Genomic DNA, 16,546 nt, shown 5'->3' with positions numbered 1-16,546 from the left:
ACAGGAGAACAGCTGTATGCCTACCCCCAAGATTCATTCCGCTGAAAAAGCTGACGCGCTGGGCTACCAGGGTCGTTTTCTTGCCAGCCGTGTTCCGCAATGGCTGGTCGATGCAACGCCGGCGCAACGTCAGACGCTGCGCCGGCTGATTGCCGACAGCCAACACGCCAGTCTCCAGGTGCGCCAGCGACTGGCCGGTTGGCAAAGCCCCAGCGAGTTCGCCACGCCTTTACTCAAGCAGGCCCTGAAAAGCCGATTCGGCCTGGAGCCTGATCTGCTCGGGTGCAGCTTTGCGCAGGTGGTGCGTTCCTCACGCCCAGCTTCCGAGCGGCCAGGTCCGATCCTGAAATTCTGGCAGCGGCCATTGCTTGAGGCGGCGCTGCAAAACTTTGTTGCTGATGAAGTGTTCGACGTCGGCAGCGGCCTGGTCGATGCCGACGGCCAGGCACTGCCCATTGATCCAGTCGAATTTGCCACGCTCTGTCATTCGCTGGATCTGGGAGGGCGCTATCAGGCTCATGTGGCGCGCATTTTCCCCCCCGCGTTCAGCCGAGGCGGATCAACCACCCCCACCCAGACTGCTGATCGCGCCCTGTTTGTGCGGAACCTGCGGGCAGCCTGGCGCCTGGATCTGTATCAGGCGAAGTTGCAGGGTGGGATCGACGGACAGGTCTACAGTCAGCTCAAGGCGCTTTTCGATAGCGAAGCCGGCTTGCCAGCTGCGGCCTTCGGCCTGAGTCTATGGGGACTGAACCTTGATGAAATCATGCTGCTGGAGGTTGAAGGAGCGGATAACAGCGGTAACCGGCCGGTCATCGTCTATCTGCCCACGGACAGTGGATTGGCATTCCAGCGATATAGCTCGCGACAGGCCTTTTTCACGCAATTGATCAAGAAACTGCAGGGCAAACCCTTCCAGCGTGCTTTCGCCCGCTTTATCAGCCAGCGCGACCGCTGCGCGTACTTCCAGCAAGTCGAACAGGTGTTTAATCACACCGACGTCAGCCATGCGGCCGGGCTGGTGCCGACGCCGGTTGATCCGCGCAAAGTGATGCTGGAAGCGGTGGCGCTTCAGGGAGGGCTGGCGCAGGCGCAATACGACCGCCATCGCTTGAGGATCAAGGACGACGCGCTATTCCTCGCGGTCAGCAGCGCCGACGTCGATGCCAGGCAGCGACTCGAACGGCTGGAGTCCTGGCTGGATGCCGGTATCAACGTCTTGAATGTCATCGGCACCTTTGTGCCGGTGCTCGGGCTGTTGCTGATTCCGGTCGCGGCTGCCCAGCTGCTGGGGCAGTTTTTCCACGGGGTCGAGGCCTGGGAGCAGGGGCATTCGGAGCAGGCGCTGGATTACCTGATGGGCATGGTGGAGAACCTGATCGTCGTGGGCGCACTGGCGGGTGCGCATGTGAGTGTGGATAGCGTGTTTGAGCCTGCTGTCCATGCCGGGCCTTTTGCCCGGCGCTTGCAGTTGATCTCTACACCTTCGGGGCGGCAGCTGCTCTGGGCCCCGCACATGCAGGCCTACCGCCAGACCCTGACGCTGCCTGAGGGCCTGGCTGCGAACGCGCTGGGCCAATATTCGCTCGACAACCGGTTATTCGTCCGCCTCGATGATGACCTGTATGAAGTCGCCAGGATGCCGGACAACAGCTGGGGGATTGTCGACCCCGCCGCCAGGCAGGCCTGGTCGCCACCGCTACGACACAACGGCGAAGGGGCCTGGTGGCTGGCCCATGAAGACCCTGATCAGTGGGCCGAGGACACCCTGCTGCAGCGCCTTGGTCCGAGGGTCCGGCGTTTCAACGAAGCGACGCGCAGGCACATTCTCGACATCAGTGGCGTGACTGCGCAGCAATTGCGTCAGGCGTACCTGGAGAACCGCAGCCTGCCGTCACTGCTGAGCGACACCTTTGAGCGCTTCGAATTACGTGCTGATTTTGATGCGATGATCGAACAGCTGGCGCTTGGGAAAACGGCGTCGAGTCCGCTTTGGCGTACGGTTGCGGCTCACTGTGTGCAGGCCGGGGAGTGGCCGCAGTCTGTCTCCATCAGGGTGTTCGAGGGGGCGGAGCCATGGGGGCAAGATGTCGTGTTCCAGCCTGCGGGGAGCCTGGGGCTGGAGTTTCTGGAGCTGACGAGTGCCGAGCTGCTTCAAGGGGAGCTCCCGGCCAGATTGCTGGCACGCTTGAATGAAGACAGCCTGACTGCACTGATGCCAGATGGCCTGCCCGTTTCGGCGCTGCAGCGGCTGAAATCGATTCGGGGTTGGTTCGCGAGGCTTGGGCGAACGGGTCGCTCAGCGATGCTGGAAACCGCCTATCAGCAGGCCAATACTTCCCGGGATCCGCTGGCCGCTGTGTTGATTCGTGATTTTCCTTCTCTGCCCGCCCGTGCCGCCGAGGAAATCCTCAGCCGAGCCAGCACCCATGAGCGAGGCTTGCTGCAGTCGCAGCAGCGCGTACCGTTGCGCCTGGCGCAGGAAGCGCGCCTGCTGGTTCGGGAAGTTCGCATCAACCGGTTGCTTGAAAGCCAGCCCCTCAAGCCGCTGGAAGAACCGGCTGCACGACGTGCAGAAGCCGCACGTGCGCTTGGATTGCAGCCACTCCCTTCAGGGTTCAAGTCTCCGCTGCGACTGGCGAACGGACGTCTGGGTTATCCATTGAGCCCGCAGCAGCCTTCAACGTCTGTTTCCGGCCGCCTGGCGGCGCTGTATCCCGATCTTTCGCATGCGCAGCTGCAGGCAATGGAGGCGTCATTGCTCTCCCGGTTTCGCACCGCAGACGCCGGCGTCTTGCATCTGGAAACCGAGCTGCGCCTGCTGCGCCGAACCCTCGATACCTGGGTCAACAATGCCTCGATCATGTCCTTCTCCGGGCTTGATGCCCAGGAAAGCATGTTGGCCAGGCAAGAGCACGTCATGGGTCGGTCCAATGTACGCGATACGTTGATCGCCGCATGGCAGCGACGCGTGGGCAGCGCACCGGTCAGCGAGGCTGATGAGGGTAGCTTTCGCCTGAACCTTTCCGGCCACGTGACCGGTGAGTTTCCCGGAGTTTTCGCCAATTTCAATCACGTCACCGAGTTGGCCATGGACGATATGCAGCTCAGCGCCCGGGATATCGCCGGCTTCCTTCGGCGTTTTCCGCGCCTGAGGCATTTGTCGCTGCAATCGAACCTGCTGGAGTGGGTGCCCGAAGATGTGTCGGCGCTGACCGAGCTGAGGTCGCTGGACCTGTCGGAAAACAACCTTCAGTCTTCGGCGCAGATGTTCCAACGCCTGCCAGCGCTGACCGCACTGCGGGAGTTACGGTTAAACCATAACGAAATAAGCCTGCCCGACGAGGCGATCGTTCATATCGGGCGGTTGCGCCAATTACAGATCCTTGACCTGGAGAACAACCTGATCCACCTCTCGGCCTCGCAACTGGCCCATTGGCGCGAGCTGCCGCTGACCGAGCTGTACCTGGATGACAACGACATCACCCTGACGCCTTCGAGCGTCGAGCAACTCGCGGGTTTCAGCGGGTTGCGGATTTTGATCATGAGCAATAACCCGTTGCAGCTGGCACCGGACCTGAGCCAGATGCTTCATCTCAGAGCGTTGGGGTTGTCCAGTGCACAGATAGAAGTGTGGCCCGAGGGGTTGAGCCAGCTGATGGACCTTGCGCCAGTGCTGCTGCGTCAGGTGGACCTTTCCAACAACCTGATCGAAGAGGTACCGGATCTCTCGGGGCTGCGCTGGGCGGCGCTGGATCTTCAGACCCCGGGCTTTTCATTTCAGCTTGAAGGCAATCCGCTGAATGCCGTTACGCTTGAGCGCCTCGGCACGCTAGGCATTCAAGTCGATCAGCAACAACCGTTCGTCAATGAGCGGGCGTGGCTTCAGGGCGTCGATACCGAAGACAGTCAGCGCTGGGCCTTGCTGCAAGCAGAGCCGCATTCGCGCGGGTTTTTCGAGGTGCTGTCGCGCCTGACACGCTCGGCCGAATTTCACAGCAACCGGGTATCGCTTCACCAGCGCGTGTGGCGGGTCATTGATGCGGCAGCTGGGGATGACACGTTGCGTCAGGCAATGTTTTCGATTGCCGACGATTATCCCGCCACCTGCGGTGATGCCGGGGCCCTAGGGTTTTCAGAGCTGGAGGTTCAACTACAGGTCCACCAGGCTGCCAGCACTGCACCTGCTGAAGTTGTTGCCCTGTTCAGAGGGCTGTATCGGCGGGAGCTGATCACGACAGTGGCTGATCGAGTGGTTCAAGCGCGCCTGGCGCGGCGCAGTGCGATGGACAGAAATCTTGATCTGGCGCCGTTTCCGCTGGACCCCGTCGATGACATTGACGACCTGCTGCTGGCGCAGTTTGACATCGATGATGTCGAGGTACGGCTGACTTTTCGCCTGGAACTGGCTCAGCGACTCGGCTTTTCGGAGCCGGTCGAGAGCATCTTGTTCGGCTCGATGGCCGAGGTTTCGCCCGCCATGCTGGATCGGGCATTCACCCAGGTCGTGGCGCAGGACACCGTGGCAGCGCGACGAGAGTGGGTTTCGGCCCAGCCGGGGTGGCGACGTTTTCTGCGGATGCAGCACAGCGCGCGCTTTGAGGAGGTTCAAGCGCCGTGGGCATTGGCGCAGGAATATCTGGATGAGTGCCTGATGCCCTCGACACCGGTCAGCCTGCCAACGCTGTCGGCAGAGGTGACCGCAGGGCTGGAAGCAGCGTTGGGCATCGCCATCGAGCGGGAAGGGGTGTTGCAGCTGGTTTCGCCCAGCAGCGAACAGTACCGCGTCGGGGTCAGTTACATCCTCGATCAGCGTGAGCAGGCAGCCACTGAATTGGTGAATACGCTGACCGCTCAACTGATTGACTGACAGGCGCTCAGCCCTTGACCCGTGTCTCGTGCATGCGTGCCAGTTGACGTTCCAGCAACGATGGATATGGCTCCATCAGTCGTTCGACACAGCAAGCCCCTTCGGGGCTGGCGATCGAGCGGATGCGGGCACGCTGGCGGATCAGCGGGTCATCGCTGACCGGGCGCTCGACCAGCAGCAGGTTACGGCTGTGCTGGGACAGCGCCAGGGCGCTTTGGGCCGACTCGGTCAGCAGCAGGTCAGCCTGGCTCAGGCTGTAAAGGTCTTCGCCCTGGGCAAGGCCCAGCTGCAGTTGCAGGGTAATGCCGCTGTCGGCCACTTCGACTTGCAGGGCGTGGCCAAGGGCGCGCAGCAGCTCGCCGCAGCAAATCGCGTTGGTCAGGTAGTCCTCACCACAGTCTTCGCTGTGGAACAGCAGCAGTGTGCTGCCGTCATTGAGCGTATGGACTTCGCTCTGGTACAGCGAGGCCGCTTGTTCCAGGCAGTCGCGATAGCGATCCTGCAGTTCGGTCAGGCGGGTGCGGGGCAGGCGTCGCAGTTGCTCCTGGGAGCCCAGCTGCACGGCCAGCACGGCGCTGTCTTGCGGCTCGCGGTTAACCGGCAGCGCGGCGGCGCGCACCACGGGCGTTGAATCGCCGTCACGCAGGTCGGCGAAGGGGTCTTCGCCGTCATCCTCATCTTCTTCAGCGCTCAGCGCACGGGAAGCCGGTTTTGCTGCGATCGGGGCTGCGTCGAAGCTTGGATCGCGCAGATTGCGGACCTTGAAGGCGGGCTCTTCGTCGAAATCATCTGCAGATTCGATATCAGGCTCCGGCTCCGGCTCCGGCTCCGGCTCGCGCGGCGGTGGCGCAAACTTGGAGTGCAGGTGCCGGGCCAGGTCGCCAATTTCGTCCTGGCGCTGGGTCGCCGGCGTGTGTTCATCCAGGTTGCGCAGCCACACCCGCAGTTGCAGCAGCGGTGTCGAGATATGGCGGCCAAGGCGCAGGCTCAAGGCCAGCGCCAGAGTCAGCAGGATCCCCCCCAGAATACCCATGCTCTGCAGGCTGATGGTCAGCGGCTGCTGGAACTGGGACATGTCCAGGCTCAGGCGCAGTTGCCCGGCGGTCACATCCTGGAAGGTGATCCTGGTTTCGTAGAGACCCTGGGTTTCGCCCAGCAACGAGTTTTTCGGGCGCTGGCCGGCTTCGGCGAGGATCCGGTTGTCGACGCTGTAGATGGCCGCGTGGGCCACCAGCGGGTTCTTCACCAGATTGCCCAATAGCACGTTCAGGCTGAGGATGTCGTTGGACACCAGCAGCTCGGTGGCTGAGGTCGCGGTCTGCGTGGTCAGGCTCTGCCCCAGGGCGTCGGCCTGCTCGTGCATGGCCTGCTTGAACTGCAGGGCCATCACGCAGGCGTAGATCACCAGCGCCAGCGCGACCAGGAACACGTTGTTGAAGGCAATGCGCAAAGCCAACGGAACGCGGCGATGCCGCAGGGCCCGAAAGATCAGCAGGAAGAAGTTGTCGTTTTTAACGGGCTGATGCCGGTTCACTGAGCACGGCTCTTTCTGTGAGGTAAGGTGCTGCGCAGTATAGCGAGCGACCCTTGACCGGCAAAGCACCGACGGTGCCCGATGGGCATGGAAAGTGGGTAGAATGCGGTTTTTTTCCACGATGGGGGTGCGCCTTGCGCGAAATCGTCCTGATTAACATCACCGGCGAAGACCGTCCGGGTTTGACGGCAGCCATTACCGGGGTATTGGCCCAGGGTGGTGTGAATATCCTGGATATCGGTCAGGCGGTGATTCACGACACCTTGTCGTTTGGCATCCTGATAGAGATTCCCGCCACAGGGCAGGCGTCTGCCGTGCTCAAGGACATTCTGTTCACCGGTTATGAGCTCAACCAGCAGGTGCGTTTTACCCCGGTGTCCGAAGAAGATTACCGCCAGTGGGTCGACGGCCAGGGCAAAGCTCGCCACATAGTGACCCTGTTGACGCGCAAGGTGACCGCCGAGCAGTTGCAACGGGTGAGTTCGATCACCGCCAAATACGGCTTGAACATTGACCATATCGACCGTCTGTCCGGTCGGGTGTCAATGGACGCGCCGGTCGAGCAGGGCAAGGGCTGCATCGAGTTTTCCGTGCGCGGTGAGCCCGCCGATCCGCAGGCGCTGCGCGCCGAGTTCCTCAGCGTGGCTCAGGAACTGAACGTCGACATCGCCTTCCAGCAAGACTCGCTCTACCGCCGCAACCGCCGCCTGGCGGTATTCGATATGGACTCGACGCTGATCGAAGCCGAAGTCATCGACGAGCTGGCCAAGGCCGCAGGCGTCGGCGAGCAAGTGTCGGAAATCACCGAGCGCGCCATGCGTGGCGAACTCGATTTCCGCGCCAGCTTCAAAGAGCGCCTGGCCTTGCTCAAGGGGCTGGACGTCAATGTGCTCGATGACATCGGCGCCTCGCTGCGTCTGACCGAAGGGGCTGAAACCCTGTTCGCCGAGCTCAAGCGGCTGGGCTACAAGACGGCCATCCTGTCTGGCGGCTTCACCTACTTTGCCAAGCAACTGCAAGCCAAGCTTGGCATCGACTATGTGTTTGCCAACGAACTGGAAGTGGTCGACGGCAAGGTGACGGGCGTTGCCATCGAGCCGATCGTCGATGCGCAGCGCAAGGCCGACCTGCTCAGCGAGCTGGCGGCGCGTGAAGGTCTGCAGCTGGAACAGACCATCGCCGTGGGCGACGGCGCCAACGACCTGCCGATGCTGGCAATCGCCGGCCTGGGTGTGGCGTTCCGCGCCAAGCCGCTGGTCAAGCAATCGGCCAAGCAGGCCATCTCGACCCTGGGCCTGGACGGTGTTCTTTACCTTCTGGGCTTTCGCGACCGCCACGGTCGCAGCTGATAGCGCGCCTGGTTACCGTCCGTCCTTGAAGTGGACGAGCGGTAACCAGTGGTCGTCAGATCACGCCGTCTCTGGCGCGCCTGTTTCAACCTGGGCAGGCAAACCCATGCCCTGGCCCATGGTCACGCTAGAGCCTGCGGACAGGTGATGGGCCCATTTCACCTGGTCTGGGCCAAACAGCACGACCGCGGTTGAACCCAGTTTGAAGCGGCCAAGCTCTGCACCTTTTTCCAGATGGATCGGCGCGCGGGCAGTTTCGTCGTAGCGGAAGGTTTTCAGTTCGCGCTTGGGTGGCGTGACCAGCCCTGCCCAGACCGTCTCGACCGAAGCAACGATCATCGCACCGACCAGCACCACCGCCATCGGCCCGCGTTCGGTGTCGAACAGGCAGACCACACGCTCGTTGCGGGCAAACAGCTCCGGCACGTTTTCAGCGGTGGTCTGATTGACCGAGAACAGCCGGCCCGGCACGTAGATCATTTCGCGCAGGGTACCGGCCAGTGGCATGTGCACGCGGTGGTAGTCCTTGGGCGACAGGTAGATGGTGGCGAACTCGCCGCCCATGAACGCCGCGGCATTGGCCGGGTCGCCGCCCAGCAGCTCCTGCGCGCTGAAGCTGTGGCCCTTGGCCTGGAACAGGCGACCATGCTCGATACGGCCAAGCTGGCTGACGGCACCGTCGGCCGGGCAGAGGATGGCACCCGGGGTCGGGTCCAGCGGGCGGGCGCCGGGTTTCAGCGCACGGGTGAAAAAAGCGTTGAAGTGTTCATAGGCGGTCAGGTCTTCGACCTGGGCCTGGGACATGTCCACCTGATAGCGCTTGGCAAACCAGGCGGTGAGGGCATTCTTGAACCAGCGCACGCGGCATTCGGCAACGCACCCGGCCAGACGCGACAGCAGGTTATGCGGCAGCAGGTACTGGCTGAAGATGAATAAACGGGATTTCATCGATTTTCCTTAAACTTCTACTGGCGTGTCGGGGTGATTGCCCCATTCGCCCCAAGACCCGGCATAGGCCTTGACGCGGGGGTAGCCAAGTGACTTGGCCACGAGGTAAGTAAAACCTGAGCGGTGATGGCTCTGGCAATGGGTGATCAGCTCTTTGTCCTTGGTGATCCCGAGGCCTTCGAGCACGGCCGGCATGTCACTGCGAATGCGCAGGGCGCGTTCGGTATCCATGCCCTTGGTCCACTCGAAATTGACTGCGCCGGGGATATGCCCGGCCTTGGCGGCCAAGACTTTTTCGCCGCTGTATTCGAGCTGGCCACGGGCGTCCCAGATCGCCAGGTCAGCGGCACCGAGGCGGCTTTGCAGGTACTCGCGGGTAGCGGTGGGCTCATCGTGCAGGGTCAGGTGGACCGACGTGCCGGCCGATGGCGGGACATCGGTGCTCAGACCCAGGCCGGCACCGTGCCAGGCATGCAGGCCGCCATCCAGGTAGTGATAGGCCCCGTGGCCGATCACATCCAGCAGCCAGATGAAGCGACCGGCCCAGCCGCCGCCTTCGTCGTCGTACACCACATAGACCGCATCGGGATTGTGACCCAGTTCACCGAACAGGGTCTCCAGGTCATCCTTTGCCGGCAACAAGCCCGGTGCGGGTGGTTTGCCCAGTTGAGTGCGCTTGGGGTCGACGAAGCGGGCGCCGGGAATATGCCCGGTGCTGTAGCGGCGGTCGCTGGTCAAGTCGACCAGGATCAGTTCTGGAGCATCGAGGCGCGCCTGCAGATCGGCAGGCTCGATCACCAGGGGCAAGCCAGAAAAAACAGACATGTCAGGTCTCCAGATAGAAAGAGAGGCGCGATTGTAGCGCAAGGTTCATTGGCTGCGGTTGCTGAAGCTGGTCAAGGCCCGCTCGATGCACTGCACGGTCTTGCCAAACGCTTGAACACTGATTTCGGAAAACGGGCTGCCGCCCTGATCGGCGATCACCACCATCACCACCCGACCGTTGCTGCTCAAGGAGCGCAACAACAGGTGCTCGCCCTTGAACAGGGGGGCGATGCCGTTGGGCAGCAACGGCTCGAATTGCTCGAAATTACTTGGGGTCAGGCGAATCTGAGCCGGTTGCGAGAGCAGGCGCTGGACCAGTTTGTTCTGGTGGATGATCACCGTCTGGCTGGCGGCCGCGGCCGGCAAGCCTGCGATCTGGTGGACGCGCAGGTTGCTCTGGGTCTTGTCGACCATCAGCAGCATCAGCCGTTGCATGCCGCAGGCCTGCAGGGCATCGCGGGCATGGCTGGTCAAGTGCAGGGCGTTGGCGAAGCGGCTGGGCTGGACCAGCAGCTGCGAGCAGAATTTGCGCCAGGCCGCCAGCGACTCGGCCGACGGCGGTGTGGCGGGCAGCAGGCCACGATGGACCCGGCGCATCGACCATGGCCAGATCAGTGCGTGCGCCGGGTGAGCGAGCCCCGGCGTCGCATGGTAACGGGCGCTTTGCACGGCTTGCAGGTGAACCTGTTGTTGCAGCTCGTCCATCGGTATTTGCAGGAACAGGCAGGTCAGAAACTCCCAGCGCAGCGTGTGCGGGCAGTCCCAGCCCTGTTGCGATGCCAGTGCCAGGCCGTTGGCCAGCAATACGGTATTGGGCGGCTGGCTCAACCAGCGGCGCAGCGCCGGATCGGCATCGAGCTGCTGTTGCTGGCGCAGCGGGTGATCGTTGTCGCGGGCAATGTGCAGCGCTTTGACCAGCCAGCGGCGCTCGTGCTGCAACACCTTGTAGCCGTGGCTGACCCAGGCTGGCAGGCGCCAGACATCGGCCAATGCTTCGCACAGGGCCAACAGGCGAATGCCGAACAACTCCAGTTCGACCTTGGCCGCTGATTCACCCTTGTGGATAACCCGCAGTTCCCAGGCTTCGAGCAGTTCCGGCTCGGCCAGCGCCATCGGCCACAGCGGTGAAAGAAACAACAGGCTGCCCCAGTGGATGTCCTGCCAGAGCCGCGCCAAGCGGTTGGCGAACAGGCCGTTGGCCTGCTGGGTGGCGTGCTGGCTGATCATCTGCAACTGGCGCAGGGCCAGGGGGATTTCTTCTATATCGGCCACTGGCAATCGCTCAAGCAGCTCTTCGGTGCGCTTGAGGCCGAGGCGGTTGATGGCGATTTCAAGGTTTTCGGCAGGTTCGGCCAGGCTGCCGTGGGTGTGGTGGTTGGCCTCGCGCAGCACACTGAGCGCCAGCGCCGGGCTTTGTTGCATCAGCTCCGCGATATCGCGCAATGAGCGGCGGCTGTCGGCCAGCGCCTTTCGCACGCGTTCATGGCTGGCGCGTGGAACGGGGAGGCGGACGCTGTCGAGGAGCTTGAGCCAGGCGTCCAGGCTTTTCGGAGTCTGAGTTGGCACGATGGTTTTGATAATTGCTCTGCAAGGGGCCCGAACTGGCTTTTCGCCTTTTGTGACTATAGTCTGGCGCAGTTCTGCCGATAAGTAGAAGCAGAGTTTTACAACTCGCTCACGACCCTGACCACGACTTTAGTAAGTGCGCTTAATCCATGGCTAAAATTATCGGCATCATCGTCGTATTCGCGAGTGTCCTCGGCGGATATGTCCTGTCCCACGGCAAGATTGCTGCCCTGATCCAGCCGTTCGAGGTGCTGATCATCGGCGGTGCGGCGCTGGGCGCATTCCTGCAGGCCAACCCTGGCCACATGACCAAGCATGTCTTCAAGAAATCGCTGAGCATGTTCGGCTCGCGCTTTGGCCACACCTTCTATATAGAGGTGTTGGGCCTGGTCTACGAGATCCTCAACAAGAGCAGGCGCGAAGGCATGATGGCCATCGAGGCCGATATCGAAGATGCCGCTGCCAGCCCGATCTTCGCCAAGTACCCGGCAGTGCTGAAGGATGAGCGCATGACGGCGTTCGTTTGTGATTACCTGCGCATCATGTCGTCCGGCAACATGGCCCCGCACGAGCTCGAAGGCTTGTTCGACATGGAGCTGTTGAGCCTGAAGGAAGAACTCGAACACCCCTCCCACGCCATCACCGGTATCGCCGATGGCATGCCGGGTTTTGGCATCGTCGCGGCAGTGCTGGGTATCGTGGTGACCATGGCGTCGCTGGGCGAGGGTGATCAGGCCGCCATCGGCATGCACGTGGGTGCAGCGCTGGTGGGGACCTTCTTCGGTATTTTGGCGGCCTATGGTTTCTTCGGCCCGCTGGCAACGTCGCTGCGCCACGATGCCCGTGAAGAATTGAACGTCTATGAGGCCATCAAGGCGTCGTTGGTGGCTTCGGCTTCCGGCATGCCGCCGTCGCTGGCCGTGGAGTTCGGTCGCAAGGTGCTGTTCCCGCTGCATCGGCCAAGCTTCGCCGAGCTGGAACAAGCCGTTCGCGGTCGCTGAGTCATGGAAAATAATCAGCCGATAATCGTCAAGCGCGTCAAGCGCTTCGATGCCGGGCACCATGGCGGTGCCTGGAAGATCGCGTTTGCCGACTTCGCCACCGCCATGATGGCGTTCTTCCTGGTGCTGTGGTTGATGTCCACCGCAACGCCTGAGCAGAAGATCGCCATCGCCGGCTATTTCAAGGACCCGATCGGTTTCTCCGAAAGCGGCACGCCGTATGTGATTGATCTGGGCGGCTCGCCCAAGCTTGCGCCGGACAAGACCATCAGCCCTGAGGTCGACGCCCAGCCGCAGCCCGATGTGACTCAGAAACTCGACGAAGAAAAGGTGCAGAGCATGGCCGAACAGGTCGAGCGCGAACGCCTTGAACTGCTGCTGCAAGAGCTGCAGAACAAGGTCGAAGAGAACCCGCAGCTGCAGAAATTCAAGGACCAGATCCTGTTCGAAATCACCCAGGACGGCCTGCGGATCCAGATCATGGATGCAGAAAACCGGCCGATGTTCGACTTGGGCAGTGCGCGCCTGCAGCCGTATTTCGAAGACATCCTGCTGGCCATGGCCGACACCATCAAGGCGGTGCCGAACAAGATCAGCGTCAGCGGCCACACGGATGCCAAACCGTACGCCGGCAGCGGCGAGTACGGCAACTGGGAGCTGTCGGCCAACCGCGCCAACGCCGCCCGCCGTGCACTGGTCGCCGGGGGGTATCCGGACAATCAGGTGGCACGCGTGGTCGGCTATGCCTCTTCGTCGCTGTTTGACCGGCAAAACCCGCTGAACCCGGTGAACCGGCGCATCGATATCGTGGTGCTGACCAAAAAGGCCCAGCGCGAAATCGAAGGCGAGCAATCGCCGCCGACCCCACCCGCAGCCGAGCAACCCGGTGCCGCCCCGGCACCTGTTCCCGCTCCGGCGCCTTCGGCCGAGCCGATGCAGCCACGGGAATTACGCGAGAAACTGAACATCTTCGAGAACGGCACCTTGAAGATGGAGGAGCCCGAACAGTGATGTGCGCGCCATGGCCTGCGGAGCCATGGCGCTGCGTCATCAGGCGCCGCGACGGATCCTGGCTTTGAGCGCGGTGTGAAAGATATCGGCGTTGCGCTTGTTGCCGGCAATGGCGGCCAGCGACTCGCTGTCAATAATCCGTTGGTTTCGCTGCTCGTCGCGATAACACTCGATAAAGAAATCCACATCTTCACTGCAAGTCATGGCCGGCCAGCGCTTCAGGTACTCAGGAAGCTGCATGCGCAGGGTGTTGTAGGTGGTGATGCGCCGATCGATCATGGTTGCCTCGCCAATCTGGAAGGGCAGCCACCAGGACTGCGCCGATCTGTCGGACACCACCGTGATCAGGTGGCTGCACTCCATGACGCAGCGGGTGATCATGGTCGTGATGTCATTGATGGTGCAGGACTCAAGGTCCACTGCGTTCATGCAGGTGGGAATGTCGTGGGCCTTCAGGCGCTCATTGATCAGATGCGCGCTGAATCGGTCGGTGTAGCGATAGCTGATGGATACCGTCATCGATGTGTCCCTCAAGGGTAAAGGGACACCATTGGACACAGACAGCTATGGGGCAATGCCTGAAGGGGAATTGAGAGAAGGACTACGGCCTGAGGTTAAATATCCTACAGATCCGTCTGATCTATTGAGATCGCCATCACCGCGGTAGGAGCCGGGCTCGCCGGGACGCCGGACCGCCGCGATGGGGCGCGCAGCGGCCCCAGGGTCTGCTTCGCAGCCCATCGCGGGCTAGCCCCAATGCCAGTCAGATAAGGACCGGAGCACAGACGTCCATGTAGGAGCGGACCTGGCCGCGATGGGCCGCACAGCGGCCCCTGAGGCCAGTAATATCTGCGACTCAGCCAGCGAGTGCAGGTGATTTCAGAATCGCCGGGGCCGCTTCGCAGCCCATCGCGGCCGGGTCCGCTCCTACAGGTGTTGCGTCGTTCAGTTGCCTTAACTGACTGGCATTGCGGCTAGCCCTGCTCCTACAGTGGATTGATTGCTGAAGTCAGTAAGTATCCTGCGGCAAACTGGCAATGATCGAGCGGTAGCTGTTCATTCGCTGCTGCTGGACCCGGCCATCTTCCAGCGCCATCAACAAGGCACAGCCCGGTTCCCGGTCATGCTTGCAGTCGCGGAAGCGGCAGTGGCCGATCAGGTCGTGGAACTCGATAAAGCCCGCCTCCACGTCGGCACGGCTGACGTGCACCAGGCCAAACTCACGGATACCCGGCGAGTCGATGAGCTCACCACCGCCGGGGAAATGGAACAGCCGCGCCGTGGTGGTGGTATGAGTGCCCTGACCGGACCATTCCGACAGCGGCCCGACCCGCGTCTGTACTTCAGGTAGCAGGCTGTTGACCAAAGATGACTTGCCAACGCCGGACTGGCCCACGAACACACTGATGTGCCCGTCAAGTTGCGCCTGCAATTGCTGCATGCCATTGCCATGGTGCGCCGAAACTTCCAGCACCGGATAACCCAGCTGACGGTACACCGCCAGCAGCGCATTGAGCGCGGGAGCGTTTTGCTCGTCGATCAGGTCGGCCTTGTTCAACAGCAGCAACGGGTGAATGCCAGCGTGCTCGGCCGCCACCAGGTAGCGGTCGATCAGGTTGGCGTGAGGTTCTGGCGTCGGTGCGAAGACGATGACGATCAGGTCGACGTTGGCCGCCACCGGCTTGAGCTGGCCGCGGCTGTCAGGCCGGCACAGCTCGGTGCTGCGTGGCTGCTGGGCGACGATGACGCCGATGCCCTGGTTGCCGGCGCGCCAGACCACCTGGTCGCCGGTAACCAGCGCGGGCAGGTTGGCGCGCAGGTGGCAACGGAACACTTGGCCGGCTTGCTCGCCTTGCAGCGCCTCGACTTCCACTTGAACGCCGAAGTGCGCGATCACCAGGCCGAATTGTTCGGGGCCCAGATCGCCGCCTTCCAGTTCGTCCAGCGCGTGTTGCTCGCGTTTGGCGGCGCGGGCAGCGCGCTCGCCCTGGATTTTTTCGATGCGCCAGTTTTGGCGGCGGTTCAGCTGGCGTTTGGCCATGAATGTTCCGTGTCGATAAAGCAAAGGTATGAAAGAAACGGCGACGAGTTTAGCACGCCCCACTAGGCTAAACTGCGCAGCTACGCCGAGGAGCACACCATGCAGAACCCACAGAACCTGATTTGGATTGATCTGGAAATGACCGGTCTGGATCCCGACAGTGACGTCATCATCGAAATGGCGACCATTGTTACCGACAGCGACCTGAACACCCTGGCCGAAGGTCCGGTCATCGCCATCCATCACAGCGACGAAGTGCTGGCCCGGATGGACGAATGGAATACCCGCACCCACGGCGCCTCGGGGCTGACCCAGCGGGTTCGTGACAGCCACATCAGCATGGCCGAAGCCGAAGCCCAGACCATCGCCTTCCTGGAGCAGTGGGTGCCCAAGGGCACATCGCCGATCTGCGGCAACAGCATTTGCCAGGACCGCCGTTTCCTCTACCGGCACATGCGTAACCTGGAAACCTTTTTTCACTACCGCAACCTCGATGTTTCCACCCTCAAGGAGTTGGTAGCGCGCTGGGCGCCGAACGTGCGCGACAGCTTCAAGAAGAGCGGTACTCACCTGGCGCTGGACGATATCCGCGAGTCGATTGCCGAGCTGCGTCACTACCGCGAGCACTTCATCAAATTCTGATCGGCGCCCTCTATGGGTGCGCAGGGCAACTGGATAGACTGCGCGTCCCTTTGCACGGATCGCCACCATGTTGTTGATGCTCTACCTCATTGCAATCACTGCCGAAGCCATGACCGGCGCACTGTCGGCCGGCCGGCGGGGCATGGACTGGTTCGGTGTGGTGTTGATTGCCTGCGTCACGGCGCTGGGAGGCGGTTCGATGCGGGATGTGCTGCTGGGGCATTACCCGCTGACCTGGGTCAAACACCCTGAATACCTGGTGCTGACCAGCGTTGCCGCGCTGGTCACCATCTTTATCGCGCCGCTGATGCGCCATCTGCGCTCATTGTTCCTGGTGCTCGACGCCCTGGGCCTGGTGGCCTTCACCCTGATCGGCTGCATGACCGCGCTGGAACTGGGCCACGACATGTTGGTGGCCTCCATCAGCGGCATGATCACCGGCGTGTTCGGCGGCATCCTGCGGGATATTTTCTGCAACGACATTCCCTTGGTCTTCCGCCGCGAGTTGTATGCCAGCGTGTCGTTTGCGGCGGCGTGGTGCTACTTGTTGTGCATCCATCTGGAATTGCCGGGGGAGCAGTCGATATTGATCACCTTGTTTGGTGGCTTTTTGCTGAGGCTGCTGGCGATTCGTTTTCACTGGGAAATGCCGAAGTTTCAGTACAACGACGAGCATTGAAAATTTAGGGCCGCTTCGCGCCCCATCGCGGCCAGGTCCGCTCCTACAAGTCCGCGCGGTTCGTGTAGGAGCGGACCTGG

General features: G+C 62.0%; 12 protein-coding genes. 6 read left to right on the top strand and 6 right to left on the bottom strand.

What is annotated here, in order from left to right; genetic code table 11:
• Positions 1–16 precede the first annotated feature (16 nt).
• Entirely contained in the window at positions 17–4,870 is a 4,854-nt protein-coding gene (locus tag GUY40_RS02990; RefSeq protein WP_166567457.1) for an NEL-type E3 ubiquitin ligase domain-containing protein, read from the top strand.
• A gap of 7 nt (positions 4,871–4,877) precedes the next feature.
• Here the strand turns inward: GUY40_RS02990 and GUY40_RS02985 are convergent, their stop codons facing one another.
• Positions 4,878–6,404 (bottom strand): histidine kinase, encoded by a 1,527-nt coding sequence (locus GUY40_RS02985; RefSeq protein ID WP_166567456.1) that lies wholly within the window; start codon positions 6,402–6,404, stop codon positions 4,878–4,880.
• A 134-nt stretch (positions 6,405–6,538) separates the two neighbouring features.
• Between GUY40_RS02985 and serB the strand changes: the two genes are divergently transcribed.
• The gene (serB, locus tag GUY40_RS02980; RefSeq protein WP_166567455.1) at positions 6,539–7,753 is read left to right on the top strand and encodes a phosphoserine phosphatase SerB; all 1,215 of its coding nucleotides are present in this window, start codon (positions 6,539–6,541) and stop codon (positions 7,751–7,753) included.
• 60 nt (positions 7,754–7,813) lie between these two features.
• On the opposite strand, the gene asd is transcribed toward serB, so the two are convergent.
• The 3 genes from asd to GUY40_RS02965 are packed head-to-tail and all read right to left on the bottom strand — an operon-like array spanning position 7,814 to position 11,107.
• Positions 7,814–8,701 (bottom strand): archaetidylserine decarboxylase, encoded by an 888-nt coding sequence (asd, locus tag GUY40_RS02975; protein ID WP_166567454.1) that lies wholly within the window; start codon positions 8,699–8,701, stop codon positions 7,814–7,816.
• A 9-nt stretch (positions 8,702–8,710) separates the two neighbouring features.
• The gene (locus GUY40_RS02970; protein WP_166567453.1) at positions 8,711–9,526 is read right to left on the bottom strand and encodes a rhodanese-like domain-containing protein; all 816 of its coding nucleotides are present in this window, start codon (positions 9,524–9,526) and stop codon (positions 8,711–8,713) included.
• A 45-nt stretch (positions 9,527–9,571) separates the two neighbouring features.
• On the bottom strand, positions 9,572–11,107 hold the full coding sequence (locus tag GUY40_RS02965; RefSeq protein ID WP_166567657.1) for an HDOD domain-containing protein: 1,536 nt from the start codon (positions 11,105–11,107) through the stop codon (positions 9,572–9,574).
• A gap of 134 nt (positions 11,108–11,241) precedes the next feature.
• Between GUY40_RS02965 and motA the strand changes: the two genes are divergently transcribed.
• On the top strand, positions 11,242–12,093 hold the full coding sequence (motA, locus tag GUY40_RS02960) for a flagellar motor stator protein MotA (protein ID WP_166567452.1): 852 nt from the start codon (positions 11,242–11,244) through the stop codon (positions 12,091–12,093).
• A 3-nt stretch (positions 12,094–12,096) separates the two neighbouring features.
• Entirely contained in the window at positions 12,097–13,104 is a 1,008-nt protein-coding gene (gene motB, locus GUY40_RS02955) for a flagellar motor protein MotB (protein WP_166567451.1), read from the top strand.
• 39 nt (positions 13,105–13,143) lie between these two features.
• On the opposite strand, the gene GUY40_RS02950 is transcribed toward motB, so the two are convergent.
• Positions 13,144–13,623, bottom strand: a complete 480-nt coding sequence (locus tag GUY40_RS02950; RefSeq protein ID WP_166567450.1) for a molecular chaperone Tir — start codon at positions 13,621–13,623, stop codon at positions 13,144–13,146.
• A 490-nt stretch (positions 13,624–14,113) separates the two neighbouring features.
• Positions 14,114–15,145, bottom strand: a complete 1,032-nt coding sequence (gene rsgA / locus GUY40_RS02945) for a small ribosomal subunit biogenesis GTPase RsgA (RefSeq protein WP_166567449.1) — start codon at positions 15,143–15,145, stop codon at positions 14,114–14,116.
• A gap of 99 nt (positions 15,146–15,244) precedes the next feature.
• On the opposite strand from rsgA, the gene orn reads away from it, so the two are divergent.
• On the top strand, positions 15,245–15,787 hold the full coding sequence (gene orn / locus GUY40_RS02940) for an oligoribonuclease (RefSeq protein WP_166567448.1): 543 nt from the start codon (positions 15,245–15,247) through the stop codon (positions 15,785–15,787).
• A gap of 67 nt (positions 15,788–15,854) precedes the next feature.
• Positions 15,855–16,466, top strand: coding sequence for a trimeric intracellular cation channel family protein (locus tag GUY40_RS02935; protein WP_166567447.1), 612 nt, complete (start codon positions 15,855–15,857; stop codon positions 16,464–16,466).
• Positions 16,467–16,546: the final 80 nt, after the last annotated feature.

Origin of the sequence: Pseudomonas sp. R5(2019) (genome assembly GCF_009905435.1) — a bacterium.
Taxonomy (GTDB): domain Bacteria; phylum Pseudomonadota; class Gammaproteobacteria; order Pseudomonadales; family Pseudomonadaceae; genus Aquipseudomonas.
The sequence above is the reverse complement of the archived record's forward strand: the minus strand, read 5'-3'. Positions and strand labels throughout refer to the sequence as shown.